The organism is Nocardia sp. BSTN01 (genome assembly GCF_015354405.1).
Classification (GTDB): domain Bacteria; phylum Actinomycetota; class Actinomycetes; order Mycobacteriales; family Mycobacteriaceae; genus Nocardia.
The window spans coordinates 69,515-87,503 of the sequence record NZ_JADKYP010000005.1 but is presented as its reverse complement, the minus strand read 5'-3'; the positions used below and the strand labels follow the sequence as shown (position 1 = coordinate 87,503).

Annotated in this window: 16 protein-coding genes; 1 reads left to right on the top strand and 15 read right to left on the bottom strand. The window is 69.1% G+C overall.

Features of this window, described 5'->3' with window-relative positions; translation table 11 throughout:
- Nucleotides 1-209: 209 nt before the first annotated feature.
- From fmt to IRT45_RS06690, 5 genes are all read right to left on the bottom strand, one after another.
- Nucleotides 210-1,133, bottom strand: coding sequence for a methionyl-tRNA formyltransferase (fmt, locus tag IRT45_RS06710; protein WP_194805003.1), 924 nt, complete (start codon nt 1,131-1,133; stop codon nt 210-212).
- Complete coding sequence (gene def, locus IRT45_RS06705; RefSeq protein WP_194805002.1) at nt 1,134-1,694, bottom strand: peptide deformylase; 561 nt, start codon at nt 1,692-1,694, stop codon at nt 1,134-1,136.
- Between the two features lie 67 nt (nt 1,695-1,761).
- On the bottom strand, nt 1,762-2,784 hold the full coding sequence (locus IRT45_RS06700) for a triacylglycerol lipase (protein WP_194805001.1): 1,023 nt from the start codon (nt 2,782-2,784) through the stop codon (nt 1,762-1,764).
- A gap of 55 nt (nt 2,785-2,839) precedes the next feature.
- Nucleotides 2,840-3,496: a PadR family transcriptional regulator gene (locus IRT45_RS06695; RefSeq protein WP_375540062.1), complete on the bottom strand. Its 657-nt coding sequence runs from the start codon at nt 3,494-3,496 to the stop codon at nt 2,840-2,842.
- A 100-nt stretch (nt 3,497-3,596) separates the two neighbouring features.
- Nucleotides 3,597-4,178, bottom strand: coding sequence for a TetR/AcrR family transcriptional regulator (locus IRT45_RS06690; RefSeq protein ID WP_194805000.1), 582 nt, complete (start codon nt 4,176-4,178; stop codon nt 3,597-3,599).
- Between the two features lie 73 nt (nt 4,179-4,251).
- Between IRT45_RS06690 and IRT45_RS06685 the strand changes: the two genes are divergently transcribed.
- Nucleotides 4,252-5,091: an NAD(P)H-binding protein gene (locus IRT45_RS06685; RefSeq protein WP_194804999.1), complete on the top strand. Its 840-nt coding sequence runs from the start codon at nt 4,252-4,254 to the stop codon at nt 5,089-5,091.
- Between the two features lie 44 nt (nt 5,092-5,135).
- Here the strand turns inward: IRT45_RS06685 and IRT45_RS36715 are convergent, their stop codons facing one another.
- From IRT45_RS36715 to carA, 10 genes are all read right to left on the bottom strand, one after another.
- A complete protein-coding gene (locus IRT45_RS36715; protein ID WP_375540066.1) occupies nt 5,136-7,331 on the bottom strand; it encodes a primosomal protein N' in 2,196 nt (731 codons plus the stop codon).
- Nucleotides 7,332-7,669: 338 nt separating this feature from the next.
- Nucleotides 7,670-8,884 carry a methionine adenosyltransferase gene (gene metK / locus IRT45_RS06675; protein WP_036502629.1) on the bottom strand — a complete coding sequence of 405 codons (1,215 nt, stop codon included), beginning with the start codon at nt 8,882-8,884 and terminating at the stop codon, nt 7,670-7,672.
- Between the two features lie 199 nt (nt 8,885-9,083).
- Nucleotides 9,084-10,301 carry a bifunctional phosphopantothenoylcysteine decarboxylase/phosphopantothenate--cysteine ligase CoaBC gene (coaBC, locus tag IRT45_RS06670; protein ID WP_194804998.1) on the bottom strand — a complete coding sequence of 406 codons (1,218 nt, stop codon included), beginning with the start codon at nt 10,299-10,301 and terminating at the stop codon, nt 9,084-9,086.
- Between the two features lie 53 nt (nt 10,302-10,354).
- Complete coding sequence (rpoZ, locus tag IRT45_RS06665; RefSeq protein ID WP_025350704.1) at nt 10,355-10,630, bottom strand: DNA-directed RNA polymerase subunit omega; 276 nt, start codon at nt 10,628-10,630, stop codon at nt 10,355-10,357.
- A 64-nt stretch (nt 10,631-10,694) separates the two neighbouring features.
- On the bottom strand, nt 10,695-11,276 hold the full coding sequence (gmk, locus tag IRT45_RS06660) for a guanylate kinase (RefSeq protein ID WP_039779181.1): 582 nt from the start codon (nt 11,274-11,276) through the stop codon (nt 10,695-10,697).
- Between the two features lie 7 nt (nt 11,277-11,283).
- Nucleotides 11,284-11,604 (bottom strand): integration host factor, actinobacterial type, encoded by a 321-nt coding sequence (gene mihF, locus IRT45_RS06655; protein ID WP_030513994.1) that lies wholly within the window; start codon nt 11,602-11,604, stop codon nt 11,284-11,286.
- A gap of 615 nt (nt 11,605-12,219) precedes the next feature.
- Nucleotides 12,220-13,044, bottom strand: coding sequence for an orotidine-5'-phosphate decarboxylase (gene pyrF, locus IRT45_RS06650; protein WP_194804997.1), 825 nt, complete (start codon nt 13,042-13,044; stop codon nt 12,220-12,222).
- Nucleotides 13,041-13,427: a hypothetical protein gene (locus IRT45_RS06645; protein ID WP_194804996.1), complete on the bottom strand. Its 387-nt coding sequence runs from the start codon at nt 13,425-13,427 to the stop codon at nt 13,041-13,043. The genes pyrF and IRT45_RS06645 overlap by 4 nt, the downstream gene beginning before the upstream one ends.
- Nucleotides 13,428-13,441: 14 nt before the next feature.
- The gene (gene carB, locus IRT45_RS06640; protein WP_194804995.1) at nt 13,442-16,768 is read right to left on the bottom strand and encodes a carbamoyl-phosphate synthase large subunit; all 3,327 of its coding nucleotides are present in this window, start codon (nt 16,766-16,768) and stop codon (nt 13,442-13,444) included.
- A gap of 70 nt (nt 16,769-16,838) precedes the next feature.
- Complete coding sequence (carA, locus tag IRT45_RS06635; protein ID WP_194804994.1) at nt 16,839-17,957, bottom strand: glutamine-hydrolyzing carbamoyl-phosphate synthase small subunit; 1,119 nt, start codon at nt 17,955-17,957, stop codon at nt 16,839-16,841.
- Between the last annotated feature and the right edge of the window lie 32 nt (nt 17,958-17,989).

Sequence of the window (17,989 nt, the reverse complement as noted above, 5' to 3'; positions counted from 1 at the left end):
ACTCTCGCCGGAGCGTCGCGCCCGGTCCTGCGACGAATCGAGCCCCTCGCGCCGACCGGCCCGAGTGGCATCACCGTCCCGGCCGCCCGAACCTGCCTTCGCGTCGCCGCGATGCCGAGATCCGTTGTCCGCCCAGCCTTTTCTACGGCCCGTATCGCTCGTTTTCCGGCCGTCGCGGTCGGGTCGTTCGCCTTCTCGACGTGGGCCGGTCACTCGACCACCGCACCGGGCTGCAGGCGGGCGCCGCGGGCCCAGTCCAGGGCGGGCATCATCCGTTTGCCCTGGGGTTGCACCTGATCCAAGCGCACGGCCGTGGTGGCGGTGCCGATGTAGACGCCGGATTTGCGCACCTCGATCACCCGCTCGGGCAGCTGGTCCTCGACCAGTTCGACCGGCCCGAGTTTCAGTCGCTTACCGTCGATCTGGGTCCACGCGCCCGGCGCGGGGGTGACGGCGCGAATCCGGCGGCCGACCGCCAGCGCCGGTTGATCCCAGCGGATGTGCCCCTCGTCGGCCTCCACCTTGGGCGCATAGGAGACACCCTCACCGGATTGCGGCACGGCCTGGACGGTGCCGTCCTCGATGCCGTCGAGGGTGGATTCGAGCAGTTGTGCACCGGAGACCGACAACCGCTCCAGCAGAGCGCCGGCGGTATCGGTGATGCCGATGCGTTCGGTGACCACCCCGTAGACCGGCCCCGTGTCCAGACCTTCCTCGATACGGAAGGTCGAGGCGCCGGTGATCTCATCGCCGGCCAGAACCGCCGCCTGCACCGGTGCCGCGCCCCGCCAGGCGGGCAGCAGCGAGAAGTGCAGGTTGACCCAGCCGTGCCGCGGGATGTCGAGCACCACCCGCGGCAGCAGCGCGCCGTAGGCCACCACCGGACAGCAGTCGGGATTCAGATCCGTCAGTGCCGCAACGAATTCCGGCTCCGAAGGTTTGCGCGGAGTCAACACCGGGATGCCGTATTCGTCGGCCAGCCGCCCGATCGGCGAGCGTGTCACCTTGCGACCGCGCCCGGCCACCGCATCCGGCCTGGTCACTACCGCCACCACCTCGTGGCGCTCGGATTCGATCAGCCGCCGCAGGGACGGCACGGCCGGTTCGGGAGTCCCCGCGAAGACCAGGCGCATCTACTCGCCCCGCCCGGACTCGGGACGGCTGCCGGCCACCTCGGCCGCCGACATCACCGTCTTGCCGGCGACGAACCACTCCGATTCCCGCACCGCGCGCATGGCCTGCTTGCGGGTGGCCGGTTCCAGGCGCTGCAGATACAGCACGCCGTCGAGATGATCGGTTTCGTGCTGCACGCAGCGGGACAGGAGCCCCTCGGCCTCGAATTTCACCGGCTCACCGTGCATATCGACCCCGCGCGCGACCACGCGGTGGGCGCGGGTCACGTCGTAGCGCAGTCCCGGAATCGACAGGCAACCCTCCGGGCCGGTCTGCTCGTCGGTGCCGAGGACTTCGAACACCGGATTCACGATATGGCCGGCGGCATCACCGGTGTCGTAGACGAACACCCGCAGGCCGACACCGATCTGCGGTGCGGCCATGCCGACGCCCCGACTGGCGTGCATGGTGTCGGTGAGGTCGGTGACCAGCTGCTCGAGGTCCCTGTCGAAGGCGTCGACCTCGTCCGCGCGGGCACGCAGGACGGGATCGCCGAACAGGCGAACGGGCTGGATTGTCACAGGCACACTCCCGGGCGAGACGACATTGCGGTCGCCCCAGTTTACGGGCGGCCGGAAATCCGTTTCGTCAGGAATGCGCCCCCAGGATCACCTCGCCGATTCCGGTACCCAGCGGCACGTAGGCGCACTGCGGCAGCGGCGCGTGCTCGGGGTCGAGCAGGGTGAGCAGAAGTTGCTGGACGAACGGGTCGTACACCATGTGGAAATGCCCGGTCAGGTCGATGGGGCACAGATCCTGGAGCACGATGTTGCGCGCACCCGGACCGGTCAGGGCGATATTGGTGTAGGGCTGGATCATCTCGTCGACGCGGCTGCCGACCGTGGTGTACCGCACACCGGGGACCGTGTCGCCGCCCGCGTTGAGTTCGCGCATGAACGGCGAGCCCTGGGCCTGCTGAACGGCGGCGAGCGAGGTGACCTGCTGATAGGCGTTCCACAGACCCGGCACGGCATCGGCGAGCGGAACCAGCCCGTACATCTGGCCGCCGTAGCTGGGCGAGGCGAGTCCGATCCACTGATCGACCTCGGGAGCCCCGCCGAGCTTGTCGATGTAGTACCGAGTGATGTTGGCGCCCTGGGAAAATCCGACCAGGTCGACCTTGTCGGCGCCGGTGGCCGACAGTACCTGGTCGACGAAGGCGCCGAACTGTCGCGATGATGCCCACAGATCCTCGGTGCCGTAACTGGTCGCATCCGGTTTGCCCCCGTAGTCCGGGGCGAAGACGCAGAAGCCCGCGGCGACGAGTTGTGGGCCTATACCGCCCCAGTCGGTATAGGCGGTGGCGTCGGTCCCGTGGGCCAGGATGACCGGACGCGGATGCCGGGCGCTGGGCCGGCAGGTGAGATCGTTGGTGCCCCACGGCGTGGCGCCGGGGTGCGCTTTCAGATAGCGCGAGGCGGTGAGATGGTTGCCCTGTGGTGGTCCCCATTCGGTCGGGACCACCACCGGGCGGGTGTCCGGCGGCGGCGATGCGGGAGGTTCGGCCCAGGCATTCGCGCTGCCGCCGAACACCGCTCCACATGCCGCCACCGCCGCGAATGCCCTACGCCAGGCGAGGCCCCCGTCTCGATGTTTCCGACCTCGTCCCATATTCCGATTGTGCGCCGTCCGGACCGGTACGTGCGACGGGCCAACGGTATTCGTCTCACTCGGCCGCGGTGGTGTCGTCGTCGGCGAGGATCCGGTAGATCGAGCGCCGGGCCTCGGTGAGGACCTCGGCCGCCTTACCGGCCTGTTCCGGAGTGCCTGCGCGGGCGACCTGCCCGACCGCACCCATCAGCTGGCCGACCAGTTCGCGCAGGTCAAGCGCCTGATCGCCGACGCCCTCGCGAACGTCCTGCCAGGGATCGCCCAGTTCGTCGCGGTGTTCGCTGACGTACTCGGCGCCCGCGTCGGTGAGTTTGGCGGTTTTGCGACCGGCCACCTTCTCGATGATCACCAGGCCCTCGTCCTCGAGCTGGGACAGCGCCGGGTAGATCGAGCCGGGGCTGGGCCGCCAGATGTCGTCGCTACGCTCGCGGATCTGCTGGATCAGCTCGTAGCCGTGCATCGGCCGTTCCTGCACGAGCAGCAGGATCGCCGCGCGCACATCTCCGCGCCGTCCGCGCCCACCGCGACCGCGCCCGCGACCGACATGGCCGCCCGGACCGAATCCGGGCCCGAAATCCGGGCCGAAGGGTCCGAAGCCGTGTCCGCGCGGGTGGCGACGGAACTGTTCGTGTCCGCCGCGTTCCTGCGGGTCCGGCCGGGGCCCGCGACGGCGGCCGCGACCGAACCTGTCCATGTTCTCCATGCGTTCCATGATGTGCCTCCTCAGGCATTGTCTTACGTTGACGCAATCAACGATATATCGGCAATGCATCTTTGACAAGTATGGGACGCGCCACAGCACGGGTGACGGTTCAGGCCGCGAGCGAATCGATCCAGCGTTCCAGCCGGTCGCCTTCCGTACGCATCAGTTCCGGATCGCGAAAGGTATTGGTGAGCAAGGAGATTCCCTGATAGGAGGCAATGAGCGAGACGGCCAGTTCGCGCGCGTCGGCCCGGCCCATCTGCTCGAATTGCCGCTGAACCCAGGCCAGCAACACGCCCATCACCTCGGCCAGCTCCCGCTCCATTCCGTCGGAGCGTTTGTCGAGTTCGGTGGCCAGGGTTCCGGACGGGCAACCGTATCGGGCCGCGAGATCGCGTTGGCCGACCCAGGACCGGATCAACGCCCGCAGGCGATCGGCAGGCCGGGCTTCCCGGTCGAGTTCGGCAAGGAAGCCCTCCAGGGTGTGGGCGTGAGCGCCGATTGCCGCCTGAATCAGCTGATCCTTGGTCTTGAAGTAGTAGTAGACGTTGCCGACCGGCACCTCGGCGGCCCGGGCGATGTCGGCGATCGTCGTCTTCTCCACCCCTTGCCGATGGAAGACCTCGGCGGCCGCGGCGGCGAGCCGTTCACGCTTGCCACCGGCCCGCTTGCTGTCGACTGAGTTAGTCATACAACTGACTATAGACACCCCGCCGACGATGCCGTACGGTCAGGTTAGTCAGTCAACTAACTTAGGAGTGACGATGATCGTGGTAACCGGAGCGACCGGTAACGTCGGACGGCCGTTGGTGCGGATGCTCGCCGAAGCCGGTGAGAAGGTGACCGCCGTATCCCGCCGCCGTCCCGACGACCTCCCCCACGGCGTGCGGCACATCGCGGCCGATCTGACGAAGACGGGCGAGGTCACGGCAGCCCTCGACGGTGCGGAGCAGCTGTTCCTCCTGCTCGCGCCGGGATCGCTGGCAGCAGATGTGCCGGAAGTGCTGGCCGCGGCCCGGGATGCGGGAGTGCGGCGCATCGTCCTGTTGTCATCCCAGGGCGTCGGAACCCGGCCCGGCAGCGCCTCGCACGGACAGTTCGGCAAGCAAGTCGAAGTTGCCGTCCGGAACTCGGGGCTGGAATGGACCATATTGCGGCCGAGCGGTTTTCAATCGAACGTCGCGATGTGGGCGGACGCGGTGCGCACGCAGCGAACGGTCACCGCGCCGTTCGGTGATGTCGCGATTCCCTTCGTGGACCCCGACGATATCGCCGCCGTGGCCGCCGTCGCCCTGCGCGAGCCCGGCCACGCCGGCCGGACCTACGTGCTGACCGGTCCCGCGCCCGAATCGCCGCGTGACCGGGTGCGGGACTTGGCCGAAACGCTCGGCGAGCCGGTGCGTTTCGTCGAGCAGACAGCCGAGCAGGCGTACGCGCAACTGCTCACCGTGATGCCCGCCGACGCCGCCGACACCACGCTGGCGATCATCGGTGCGCCGACTGCCGAGGAACTGCGGGTCAGCGGCGATGTCGAGGCGGTCCTCGGCCGGGCACCGCGGCCCTTCTCGGCGTGGGCGCGACGCAATATCGACATGTTCCGCTGACCATCACCCCGCGCCGCGCCCGCCGCGCCGAATCCGCTTGTGCCTCAGCCGATGTCGACCGGATCGATCTGCACCCGCAACGGACCGTCCGAGCGATGACTACTGCGCACCGCCAGCGCGGCGGCCAGTGCGCGCGACAGCGCCGAGCCCGCCCGCCGGTCGACCCGCAGAATCATCCGTTCGACCTCGGCGGGCGCGGCGTCGCCGGAGAACGGGGTGCGGGCGCCGGGCGGCAGCGGTACCGGGCCCAGCACTTCGACGCCGTCCGGAAGGGCCGTCTCACCGAGGAGCTCGCCGATGGTGGCGGTCGTCCCGTCCACGGCGGCCAAGCGCACCGCGGGCGGGAAGCGGACCTCGCTGCGAGCGGTCAATTCGTGGCGGGCATGGCCGATCGGATCCCAGCGCACCAGCGCCTGCACCGTCGGCAACGCCGGTTCGGCCATCACGAGCACTTCGCCGGAGGGGCGGACCAGGGCAGCGGCGGACATCCAGCGCCGCAGCGCATCCTCGGCGGCCCGCAGGTCCGCTCGGCCGAGCAGCGCCCAGCCGTCGAGCAGCAGCGCCACCGCGTAGCCGCCCGGCACCGTGGGCTCGGCACCGATGGTCGCCACCACCACCTGCGGGCCGTCCGGCACCGTATCCAGCACGGCGGTGCCGCCCGAACCGCGGATCGGCACACCGGGAAAGGCCCGACCCAGTTCCTCCGCGGTGCGCTGGGCGCCGATCACCACCGCCCGCAGCACCCGCGAACCGCACGTGCCACACCGGAAGGCCGGTTCCACCTTGCCGCACCAGCGACAACTCGGGCTCTGGGCGATATCGCCGGAAGCCTTGCTGCCCAAGGGAACTGCCGCTGGTCGGCGTTCACCGGCAGTCGTATCCGTGCGTACGGGATCCGGATCCCGCGGGCCGGCATGTCCCGCTGGATGATTCCCGGCGGTTGTCTCACCGGCCCGGCCGGCGGCGGTCACATCACGGGCCGACCGCACCGACCCATTCCGGGACTGCCCCCCGCTCCGGGAATCGGTGGCCGGCCGGGCCTCCCGCCTGCCCCAGGTACCGCTCTCCGGCAGCGACAGCGGGCCGTTGCAGTGCCTGCAGCGGGCCGGGGTTCGGCATGTGGCGCACGCCAGCGCCGGAACGTATCCGCGTCGTGGGACCTGCACCAGCACCGGGTCACCGGCGGCCAAGGCCCGGCGCGCCGCCGCGAAGGCGGTGCCGGGGATGCGGATCGCCCGCGCCATCGGGTCGCGTTCCAGCGCGATATCGCTGTCACCCGGCGCGTGGATTCGAGGGGTGTCGGCGCGCAACGTCTTCCGGTCGGCGATCAGATCGTGCGCCCATCCGGATTCGACGATGGCCTGCGCCTCCGCCGTCCGCGCGAACCCGGCTACCACGAATGCCGCACCGGTTTCGTGCGCGCGCAACATCGCCACCTCACGGGCGTGCGGATAGGGTGCGCGCGGTTCGGCATAGGTGTCGTCACCGTCGTCCCACACCACGATCAGGCCCAGTTCCCGCGCCGGCGCGAAGACCGCACTACGCGTCCCCACCACCACCCGCGCCGAACCGCGCAACACCGCGAGCCAGCGCCGGTACCTCGCCGCCGGACCCAGCCCCGCCGACAACCCGACCACCGAATCCCCCACCAGCGCAGCACAATCCGCGACCACCCGGTCCAGATCGCGCTGATCCGGAACCATCACTATCACGCTCCGGCCGCTCGCGACGGTCGTCGCCGCCAACTCCGCGAGACGGCGCGGCCACTGCTCACCGGGCATCGCCTGCCAGGCCGCGCGCGGACCACTGCCCCGCCGCAGCGCGGACAGGAAGGACTCGCCGTGCACATAGCGGGACCAGGCCGGGAAATCCTCCGGAATCTCCGGCAGTTCCACGGGTTTCGGTTCGGCCGCCTCGGTGCGCGCATGGCGCGGTGGAATTGCCAGCCGCAGCACGTCGGCGCGGGTGCCGGCGTATCGCGCGGCGACCGCGGACACCAGCCGGACGGTATCCGGGGTCAGCACCCGTTCACCGGACACCACCCGCTGCAATGGCTGGATTTTGCCGGAATGCTCTGTGCGCGTGAGCCGTTCGAGAATGTATCCGTCGACCAGGCGGCCGGAGAAGCGCACCCGCACGCGCACCCCGGGCTGGGCGAGCTCGTCCATCTCCGGCGGTACCGAATAGTCGAAATCGCGGTCCAGATGGGCCGGTTCGAGCAACGGCAGCACCCGGGCGATCGGCTTGTCGAGCCGGGTTTCGCGAGCCTTCTCGCCCGCGGTGCGCGAATCCGCGACCGCATCGGAGCCGCGCTCTTCGATCGCCGCCGGGTCCGTTGTGTCGGATTCGGCATGCGGCGCTATCTCCTGTGCCGCAAGGGTTTCCGGTGCCGGGAGTGATCCGCGGACCACACCGGGCGTGTTCGCTTCCGGCGATACGTCCGGAGTCCCGGGAATGTCGGAGGATTGCGCGTCCAGCGGCGCCGCGGACGACGACGCGGGCACGCAAACGGCGCCCTCCGTCGGAACGGAGGGCGCCGTCGGTTCTACCGCTTCCGCCACGGCAGGCGCGGACCCGATCAGAGACCGGCGGCCGCGCGCAGTTTGTCGGCGCGGTCGGTACGCTCCCACGGCAGGTCGATATCGGTGCGGCCGAAGTGGCCGTAGGCGGCGGTCGGTGCGTAGATCGGCCGCAGCAGGTCCAGATCGCGGATGATCGCACCCGGGCGCAGGTCGAAGACCTCGCCGATCGCCTTCGAGATCTGCGACGGATCGACCTGCTCGGTGCCGAAGGTCTCGACGAACAGGCCCACCGGTGCGGCCTTGCCGATCGCGTAGGCCACCTGGACCTCGACGCGGTCGGACAGGCCGGCGGCGACCACGTTCTTGGCCACCCAGCGCATGGCGTAGGCGGCCGAGCGGTCCACCTTCGACGGATCCTTACCGGAGAACGCGCCACCACCGTGACGGGCCATACCGCCGTAGGTGTCGACGATGATCTTGCGGCCGGTCAGGCCGGCGTCGCCCATCGGGCCGCCGAGGACGAACTTGCCGGTGGGGTTGACCAGCAGCCGGATGTCGGAGGTATCGAGCGGGTTGGGCAGTTCCAGATCGGCCAGGACCGCGTCGACGACCTTCTCCCGGATATCGGGCGCCAGCAGATTGTCCAGGTCGATATCGGCCGCATGCTGGGTCGAGAGCACCACCGTGTCCAGCCGGACCGGACGATCGCCCTCGTATTCGATGGTGACCTGGGTCTTGCCGTCCGGGCGCAGGTAGGGCAGCACACCGGACTTGCGGACCTCGGTCAGCCGCCGCGAGAGCCGATGCGCCAGCGCGATCGGCAGCGGCATCAACTCGGGGGTCTCCTTGGTGGCGTAACCGAACATCAGGCCCTGGTCACCGGCGCCCTGGCGTTCGATCTCGTCGTCGGACCCGCCGACGCGCGCCTCGTGCGAGTGGTCGACACCCTGCGCGATATCGGGCGACTGTGCGCCGATGGCGACGTTCACGCCGCAGGAGGCGCCGTCGAAGCCCTTCGCCGACGAGTCGTAGCCGATCTCGAGCACCTTCTCGCGCACGATGGTCGGAATATCGGCGTAGGCCTCGGTGGTGACCTCACCGGCGACATGGACCTGACCGGTGGTTACCAGGGTCTCGACCGCCACCCGGCTGTGCGGGTCCTCGGTGAGCAGCGCGTCGAGGATGGAATCGCTGATCGCGTCACAGATCTTGTCCGGGTGACCCTCTGTGACGGACTCACTCGTGAATAGCCGGCTACCGGACGTGCGCACAGTTGTTCCCTCTCCCTCAACGGGTTTCTCATGTCGGGATGCGACAGTAGCGGCATCGCGTCACCGCACAACCCTTTACCTCAGACTATTCCAAACTTGCCACGGCCGGGCGGAGCACCGGCGTCCGGCCCCCGAACCCGCTGACGCGAGCATCCGGACCGCGTCGCCATGGCAGCGGTGCGGCCGAACAGCTTGCGGCTCAACGCAAGAGCGGGCCCAGCGCATCGAGTACCCGGCTGGCGAGCAGCGCCTTGGAACCGTGATCCAGCGCCTGTTCGGTGCCGTCGGCGCCGAGCAGCCAGCCGTCGTTGTTGTCGACCTCGAACGCCTTACCCTCGCCGACGGCATTGACCACCAACAGGTCACAGCCCTTGCGAGCCAGTTTCGCCCGCGCGTGGGTCAGCACATCGCCGTGTTCGTCGCCGGTTTCGGCGGCGAAACCGACGATCGCCAGGCCGCCGAGTTGCCCGTCGCGCCGTGCCTGCACCAGCCCGGCCAGAATGTCGCGATTCTTGGTCAGTTCGATCGAATTCGGTTCGTGCGCACCCTTTTTGATTTTCGCGGCGGCCACGTTGACCGGCCGGAAATCGGCGACCGCGGCGGCCATGATGACCGCGTCCGCGCCCGCGGAATGCTTGTCGACGGCGGTGCCCATCTGCTCGGCGGTCGTCACGTGCACGACCTCGACCGCGGCGGGCGGCTCCAGGCCGATGGTGTTGCCGGCGATCAGGGTGACCTGGGCACCGCGCTGAGCGGCTACCCGGGCCATGGCATAACCCTGCTTGCCGGAACTGCGATTGCCGAGGAACCGGACCGGATCGAGCGGTTCGCGGGTGCCACCCGCGGAGACGACGACGCGGCGACCCTCCAGATCGCGGGGCAGCGCGTCGGAGCGCTCGAGCAGCAGCGAGGCCAGCGCGAAGATCTCCTCCGGTTCGGGCAGGCGGCCGGGACCGGTATCGGCGCCGGTGAGCCGCCCGGAAGCCGGTTCCATCACGGTCGAGCCGTGAGCGCGCAGCGTGGCGACGTTGGCGACCGTGGCCGGATGCTCCCACATCTCGGTGTGCATCGCGGGAGCGAAGACCACCGGACATCGGGCGGTGAGCAGCGTGGCGGTGAGCAGATCGTCGGCGCGGCCGGAGGCGGCGCGCGCCATCAGATCGGCGGTGGCCGGGGCGATGACCACCAGATCGGCCTCCTGGCCGATGCGCACATGCGGCACCTCGGGCACATCGGCGAAAACCCCGGTGTGCACCGGATTGCCCGACAGCGCCTCGAAGGTGGCCTTACCGACGAACTGCAGTGCGGACTCGGTGGGAATGACTCGGACGTCGTGCCCGGTCTCGGTGAACTTACGCACCAGCGAGCACGCCTTGTAGGCGGCGATCCCGCCGCCCACGCCGACAACGATTCGCATCTGAATCAAGCCTCTTCGGTCCGGTGGAGAGACAGCGGGTTACGACCGCAGGGTCACTCGCCCTCGGTGTGTTCGAGCAGGTCGGAGTGGATCTCGCGCATGGCGACCGAGAGCGGCTTCTCCTGCAGGCCCGGCTCGACCAGCGGCCCCACGTACTCGAGGATGCCGTCGCCGAGCTGGTTGTAGTAGTCGTTGATCTGACGCGCCCGCTTGGCCGCGTAGATGACCAGCGCGTACTTGGACGACGTGCGCTCGAGCAACTCGTCGATCGGCGGGTTGGTGAGGCCGACCGGGGTGTCGTAGGCGGGCACGGTCTTGGTGTCGCTCACTAGGGAGGCTCCTGCGGGTCGATGGGGAGTTGCTGTTCGAGACGAGTTCGCGGATCGCCCGCGGTCACCTCGAATTTGTGCTAACGAACAACGATACCAACTGCTCACAGGCCGTGGTCACGTCGTCGTTGACGATCACGATGTCGAACTCGTCACACGCGGCGAGTTCGGTCTTCGCGGTGGCGAGCCGGCGCTCGATCACCTCCGGTGATTCGGTGCCGCGGCCGGTCAGCCGGGCCACGAGTTCCTCCCAGCTGGGCGGGGCCAGAAAGACCAGCAGTGCCTCGGGCATCGCCGCTCGGACCGAGCGGGCGCCGGCGAGGTCCACCTCCACCAGGACCGGTTTCCCGGCGGCCAGTGCCGCCTTCACGGGAGCGGCCGGGGTACCCGACCGTTGCAGGCCGCCGTGAATGTCGGCCCATTCGAGCAGTTCGCCTTCTTCGATCATGGTGTCGAAGTCGGCACGGGTCACGAACCGGTAGTCACGGCCGTCGACCTCCCCGGGCCGGGGGGCCCGGGTGGTGGCCGACACACTGAACACCAGTTCCGGCAGCCGTTCCCGGACGCAACGGACCACGGTGGACTTGCCGACGGCCGAGGGGCCGACCAGTACTACCAGCCGACCCTTCTGTGTGTGTTCGACCACCCTCGGATCAGGCTTCGAAGTCGAACTTCGCCAGCAGCGCCTTGCGCTGCCGGTCGCCCAGGCCCCGCAGGCGGCGGGTCGGCGCGATCTCCAGCTCGCTCATGATCTCGGCCGCCTTGACCTTGCCAACCTTGGGCAGGGCCTCCAGCAGCGCGGATACCTTCATCTTGCCGAGGACCTCGTCGGTCTCGGCGTCCTTCAGGACCGTCTTCAGGTCAGTGCCGCCACGCTTCAAGCGCTCCTTGAGCTCTGCCCGAGCGCGGCGAGCGGCAGCCGCCTTCTCCAAAGCAGCGGCGCGCTGCTCGTCAGTCAGCTGGGGAAGGGCCACGGTTCCTCCGTCTCATCGTTCATTGCTAGATCTACCTCCGGTAACCCGGTGGTCTCAGCGACCGTACCCACGCGGCGCTCCGATTGCGAACCCACCCCCCAGGTCAGCGCCCGATTCGGGTATTCGAGCCCGTTACCGGGCAGGTCACGCGACCGAATGCGCCCGGTCGCGGCGCAGGTCCGGAGGATTTCGTCGACATGCCGATGACCTGGGCTTATCCCGCTTTCGACAGGTTCGGCGGCGGATTCGAGGCCAACCGGATGCGACCGTAACCGACCCGTAATCGCGCGACCTGGAACTTTCTGAAAATTCTCCGCGTGTCGCGAATTTTTACCCCAGCGTGTCGCGGTGTGGCGCGACGGTGCGGACACGCTCGGCACCGGTCGGCGACACGCGGAACAGGGCTGTAAGGCACTCCGGAAGGACCGCTGAGCCGGAAAAACACGTGTGTGTAACTTCCCACCCGGGAACAGGCACGTGCGCGTGCGAACGAGCCGCAAACGCAAACAGACCGGTCGCCTTCCGGAGGGACAGCCGGTTCGCGGCACGGCAGCGCGTCGCGGACGCGATCCGCCCGGGCCCGCGACGGCTCACGCCGAACCCGGGCGGAACGGATCAGGCCTGCAGGAAGGCGAATTCGTCGGCGAGCTTGTGCATCTTGGTGCGCATCGCCGCGACCGAAGGCCCGGCGCCGAGCAATTCCCGGGAGACGTTGGGGACCACGGCCGCGAACCGGTCGGACGGGATCAGCGCGCGGATCGACTCCGCTCCCCCGCCCTGGGCGCCGACGCCGGGCATCAGCACGGGACCGTTGAGCTTGCTCACGTCGACCGGCTCGATGAGCGTCGCGCCGACCACGACGCCGACCGATCCGAATTCTTCCCCGGCGTTGCAGCCGGCCGCCTCGTCGATCATGATCTGCGCGACACCGCGACCGTCGGCCGCGGTGACGCGCTGCACCTGGGCGGCCTCCGGATTCGAGGTGGCTGCCAGGACGAAGACCCCGCGACCGGCCGACCGCGCGGCGTCGAGCGCGGGCGAGAGGGCACCGAAGCCGAGGTACGGCGATACCGTCACCGCATCACTGGCCAGCGGACCCTCGCCCAGCCAGGCCCGCGCGTAGGCGGCCATGGTCGAGCCGATATCGCCGCGCTTGGCGTCGGCCAGCACCAGCGTGCCGGCCTCGCGCAGCGCGGCGATGGTGTCCTCGAGCACCACGATCCCGCCGGAGCCGTACTCCTCGAAGAACGCCACCTGGGGTTTCACCAGCGCCACCCGGCCCGCGAACACCTCGACGCAGATGTCGGAGAACCGTTTCAGGCCCTCGACGTCCTCGCCGAGTCCCCAGGCACGCAGCAACTGCGGATGGGGATCGATACCGGCGCACAGCGGGCCCAGCCGGCCCATCGCGCCGGCCAGCCGCGGGCCGAACGGCGTCACCGGCTCGCCCCGGCGCCCGCCAGCTCGTCCCCGGCCGGAGCGGCCGGGGTCTGCGCACCGGCGGCGGCCCCGGATTCGGCGTAGGCATCCTCACCGCCGTAGGCGAGCAGTTCGTCGGCCTGGGCGAGAACCTCGTCCGCGCGGGCCAGCACCGCGTCGGTGAGCGCGTCCGCCTCGGCGTCGGCGTCGGGCGCGGGCTTGCGCCCGATCGGCGGGATCGCCCGGAAACCGACCGTGCTGTAGCCGCCGACGTTGCGCATCCGGCGGATGTCACCGCCTCCCGGCGGCGCCGCCTCCGCCGCGCCGAATCCCCGAATCCGCCGAGTCGTCGCCCGACCGGCCCCCGGGGGCCGGACTCCCGCGCCGAAACCGATGGCTCCCACCGTTATCTCTCCTCTTAGCCGCGCAATACGGCGTGCAGCTCCTGCAGCGAGCGCACCCCGATACCGCCGTTGATGGTTGCTTCGATGCCCTGTACGGCTGCAGCCGCACCCTGAACCGTCGTGATGCACGGAATGTTGGCGCCCACCGCGGCGGTACGAATCTCGTAACCGTCCACGCGGGGCCCGGAGTTACCGTAAGGCGTGTTGAACACGATGTCGATCTCGCCGTCCTTGATCTGATCGACGATCGACGGTTCGATCGGCTCGCCGTTACCGGACGCGGGCACCGGATCGGATTGCTTACGCACCCGCTCACACGGAATCCCGTTGCGCCGCAACATCTCCGCGGTGCCCTCGGTGGCGAGGATCCGGAAGCCCAGATCGTGCAGGCGCTTGACCGGGAACACCATGGCCCGCTTGTCACGATTGGCGATCGAGACGAACACCGTGCCGGCGACCGGCAGCGAACCGTAGGCCGCGGACTGGCTCTTGGCGAAGGCGGTACCGAAATCGGCGTCGATACCCATCACCTCACCGGTGGACTTCATCTCCGGCGACAGCAGCGAGTCGATGCCGGTGCCGTCGGGACGGCGGAACCGGTGGAAGGGCAGCACCGCTTCCTTCACCGCGACCGGGGCGTCCATCGGCGCGTGCCCGCCGTCGCCCTCGGCCGGCAGGATGCCCTCCTTGCGCAATTGGGCGATGGTCGTACCCAGCATCACCCGCGCGGCGGCCTTGGCCAGCTGCACCCCGGTCGCCTTGGAGACGAACGGCACGGTCCGGCTGGCGCGCGGATTGGCCTCGAGCACGTAGAGCACGTCGTCCTTGAGCGCGTACTGGACGTTGAGCAGGCCCTTGACGCCGATGCCCTTGGCCAGTGCGGCGGTCGAGCGGCGGACCGCCTCGATATCGCTGCGGCCCAAAGTGATCGGCGGCAGCGCGCAGGCCGAGTCGCCGGAGTGGATACCGGCCTCCTCGATGTGCTCCATCACGCCGCCGAGGTAGACCTCCTCGCCGTCGCAGAGCGCGTCGACGTCGATCTCGATGGCGTCTTCCAGGAAGCGGTCGACCAGCACCGGATGTTCCGGGCTCAGTTCGGTGGCACGGGAGATGTAGCCCTCGAGCGAATTCTCGTCGTAGACGATCTCCATACCGCGCCCGCCCAGCACATACGACGGGCGGACCAGCACCGGATAACCGATCTCCGCCGCGATCTGCTTGGCCTGCTCGAACGTGGTGGCGGTGCCGTACTTCGGCGCGGGCAGACCGGCGGCGACCAGGACGTCGCCGAATTCGCCGCGATCCTCGGCCAGGTCGATCGCCGCCGCGGAGGTGCCGACCACCGGCACCCCGGCGTCGGTGAGCCGCTGCGCCAGACCCAGCGGCGTCTGCCCGCCGAGCTGCACGATCACCCCGGCGACCCGGCCCGATTCCGATTCGGAGTGGTACACCTCGAGCACGTCCTCGAAGGTCAGCGGCTCGAAGTAGAGGCGGTCGGCGGTGTCGTAGTCGGTGGACACGGTCTCCGGGTTGCAGTTGACCATGACCGTCTCATACCCGGCCTCCGACAGCGTCTGCGCGGCGTGCACACAGGAGTAGTCGAATTCGATGCCCTGGCCGATGCGGTTGGGCCCGGAACCGAGGATGATCACCTTCTCGCGTTCGGGCTGCGGCGCCACCTCCGACTCGGCGGCCGGATCGAGTTCGTAGCTCGAGTAGTGGTACGGCGTCTTGGCCTCGAATTCGGCGGCGCAGGTGTCGACCGTCTTGTACACGGGCCGGATGCCGAGGCGGTGGCGAAGTTCTCGCACCCCGTTCTCACCGGCCAGTTCCGGTCGCAGCGCGGAGATCTGGCGGTCCGACAGGCCGTTGTGCTTGGCGTAGCGCAGCAGCGGCTCGTCGAGCACCGGCGCCTGTGCGATCTCCGCGCGCAGGTCGACCAGTCCGGCGATCTCGGCGACGAACCACGGGTCGATTCCCGAGGCCTGCGCGACGTCCTCGATGCTCGCGCCCAGCCGCAGCGCCCGCTCCACCTGATACAACCGGCCCTCGGTCGGCACGCGCAGATCGTCGAGGATCTCGGCGACGTCGGTCCAGCGGCCGTCGGGCTGGGTCCAGAATCCGGCCGCCTTGGTCTCCAGCGAGCGCAGCACCTTGCCGAGCGCCTCGGAGAAGTTGCGGCCCAGGCTCATCGCCTCACCGACCGACTTCATGGTGGTGGTGAGCGTCGGGTCGGCGCCCGGGAACTTCTCGAACGCGAACCGCGGCGCCTTGACGACCACGTAGTCGAGCGTCGGCTCGAAACAGGCCGGGGTCTCCTTGGTGATGTCGTTGACGATCTCGTCGAGGGTGTAGCCGATGGCCAGCTTCGCCGCGATCTTGGCAATCGGGAAACCCGTCGCCTTCGATGCCAGCGCGGACGAGCGCGAAACGCGCGGATTCATCTCGATGACGATCAGGCGCCCGTCGCGCGGATCCACCGCGAACTGGATGTTGCAGCCGCCGGTGTCGACGCCGACCTCGCGCAGAATCGCGATACCGAGATCGCGCATCTTCTGATACTCGCGGTCGGTCAGGGTCATGGCCGGGGCGACGGTCACCGAATCGCCGGTGTGCACGCCCATCGGGTCCACGTTCTCGATCGAGCAGACGATGACCACGTTGTCGCGGCCGTCGCGCATCAGCTCGAGCTCGTATTCCTTCCAGCCCAGGATCGATTCCTCGATGAGGACGTTCGCGGTGGGCGAGGCGGCCAGGCCGCCGCCAGCGATACGGTCGAGGTCCTCGTCGTTGTAGGCCATACCCGAGCCCAGGCCACCCATGGTGAACGACGGCCGCACGACCACCGGGAATCCCAGGTCCGCAACGGTTTCGCGCACCTCGTCCATGGTGTAGCAGACCTTGGACCGGGCCGACTCGCCGCCGACCTTGGCGACGATGTCCTTGAACTTCTGGCGGTCCTCACCGCGCTGGATGGCCTCGAAGTCGGCGCCGATCAGCTCGACGTTGTACTTCTCCAGCACCCCGTTCTCGTGCAGCGCCACCGCGGTGTTGAGCGCGGTCTGGCCGCCCAGGGTCGCGAGGATGGCGTCGGGACGCTCCTTGGCGATGACCTTCTCGACGAATTCCGCGGTGATCGGCTCGACGTAGGTGGAGTCGGCGAATTCCGGGTCGGTCATGATCGTCGCCGGGTTGGAGTTCACCAGCGACACCCGAAGGCCCTCGGACCGCAGCACCCGGCACGCCTGGGTGCCGGAGTAGTCGAATTCGCAGGCCTGGCCGATGACGATCGGCCCGGAGCCGATGACCAGGATGTGGTGCAGGTCGGTACGACGTGGCATCAGGCTTCCTTCTGTGTCTTGCGGGACACCCGCACCCGGTCGGAACGACGAGTGGGCTGCGCATTGTGACTCATCGTTCCTCCATGAGACCCGCGAAGCGGTCGAACAGATAGGCGGCATCGTGCGGCCCCGCGGCGGCCTCCGGGTGGTACTGCACCGAGAACGCGCGACCGTCCACCAGGCGGACCCCTTCGACGGTGCCGTCGTTGGCGCAGGTGTGGCTGACCTCGGCGGCGCCGAACGGGGTGTCGAAGCGCTGTCCGGCCTCCCCTTCGAGCGCGAAGCCGTGGTTCTGCGCGGTGATCGAGACCGCGCCGGTGGTGTGATCGATGACCGGGACGTTGATGCCGCGGTGACCGAACTTCATCTTGTAGGTGCCCAAGCCCAGCGCGCGGCCCAGGATCTGGTTGCCGAAGCAGATTCCGAACAGCGGAAGTCCTTCGCCCAGAACGGATTTGGTGAGCTCGACCGCATCGTCCTGAGTGGCCGGGTCGCCGGGTCCGTTGGAGAGGAAGACACCGTCGGGCTTCAGCTCCTTGATCTGGTCCAGCGTCACGCCGGAGGGCACCACGTGCACCCGGATGCCGCGCTCGGCGAACATGCGCGGGGTGTTGGTCTTGATCCCCAGATCGACCGCGACCACGGTGAACCGGTGCTCACCGGCGGGCTCGATGGTGTACACGCCGTCGGTGGAGACCTCCCCGGCCAGATCGGCGCCGAGCATCGAGGCCTGACCGGTGACACGGCTCAGCAACTCCCCGGTCGAGGCCGCGGCGGCGTCACCGCTGAAGATGCCCGCCTTCATCGAACCGCGGGTGCGCAGGTGGCGCACCAGCGCGCGGGTGTCGATGCCGGCGATGCCGACGATGTGCTGGCGCTCCAGCTCGTCCTGCAGGGTCGTGGTCGCGCGCCAGTTCGAGGCCCGCTTCGCGGGGTCGCGGACCGCGTACCCGGCCACCCAGATGCGGTTCGACTCGTCGTCCTCGTCGTTCCAGCCGGTGTTGCCGATCTGCGGGGCGGTGGCCACCACGATCTGGCGGTGGTAACTGGGGTCGGTCAGGGTTTCCTGATAGCCGGTCATCGCGGTGCAGAACACCGCCTCGCCCAGCGTCTCGCCCTCGGCGCCGAACCGCCGGCCCCGGAACACCCGTCCGTCCTCGAGCACCATCACCGCGGCGCGGTCGCTCATTCGCTCACCTCGTTCACCAGAAATCCAGCCTT

Bases quoted from the DNA above. Each gene is read 5' to 3' on its own strand.
- fmt (WP_194805003.1), bottom strand. From the start codon at position 1,133: ATGCGCCTGGTCTTCGCGGGGACTCCCGAACCGGCCGTGCCGTCCCTG.
- IRT45_RS06700 (WP_194805001.1), bottom strand. From the start codon at position 2,784: ATGGGACGAGGTCGGAAACATCGAGACGGGGGCCTCGCCTGGCGTAGG.
- IRT45_RS06695 (WP_375540062.1), bottom strand. From the start codon at position 3,496: ATGGAACGCATGGAGAACATGGACAGGTTCGGTCGCGGCCGCCGTCGC.
- carA (WP_194804994.1), bottom strand. From the start codon at position 17,957: ATGAGCGACCGCGCCGCGGTGATGGTGCTCGAGGACGGACGGGTGTTC.
- carB (WP_194804995.1), bottom strand. From the start codon at position 16,768: ATGCCACGTCGTACCGACCTGCACCACATCCTGGTCATCGGCTCCGGG.
- coaBC (WP_194804998.1), bottom strand. From the start codon at position 10,301: ATGCGAATCGTTGTCGGCGTGGGCGGCGGGATCGCCGCCTACAAGGCG.
- IRT45_RS06690 (WP_194805000.1), bottom strand. From the start codon at position 4,178: ATGACTAACTCAGTCGACAGCAAGCGGGCCGGTGGCAAGCGTGAACGG.
- IRT45_RS06685 (WP_194804999.1), top strand. From the start codon at position 4,252: ATGATCGTGGTAACCGGAGCGACCGGTAACGTCGGACGGCCGTTGGTG.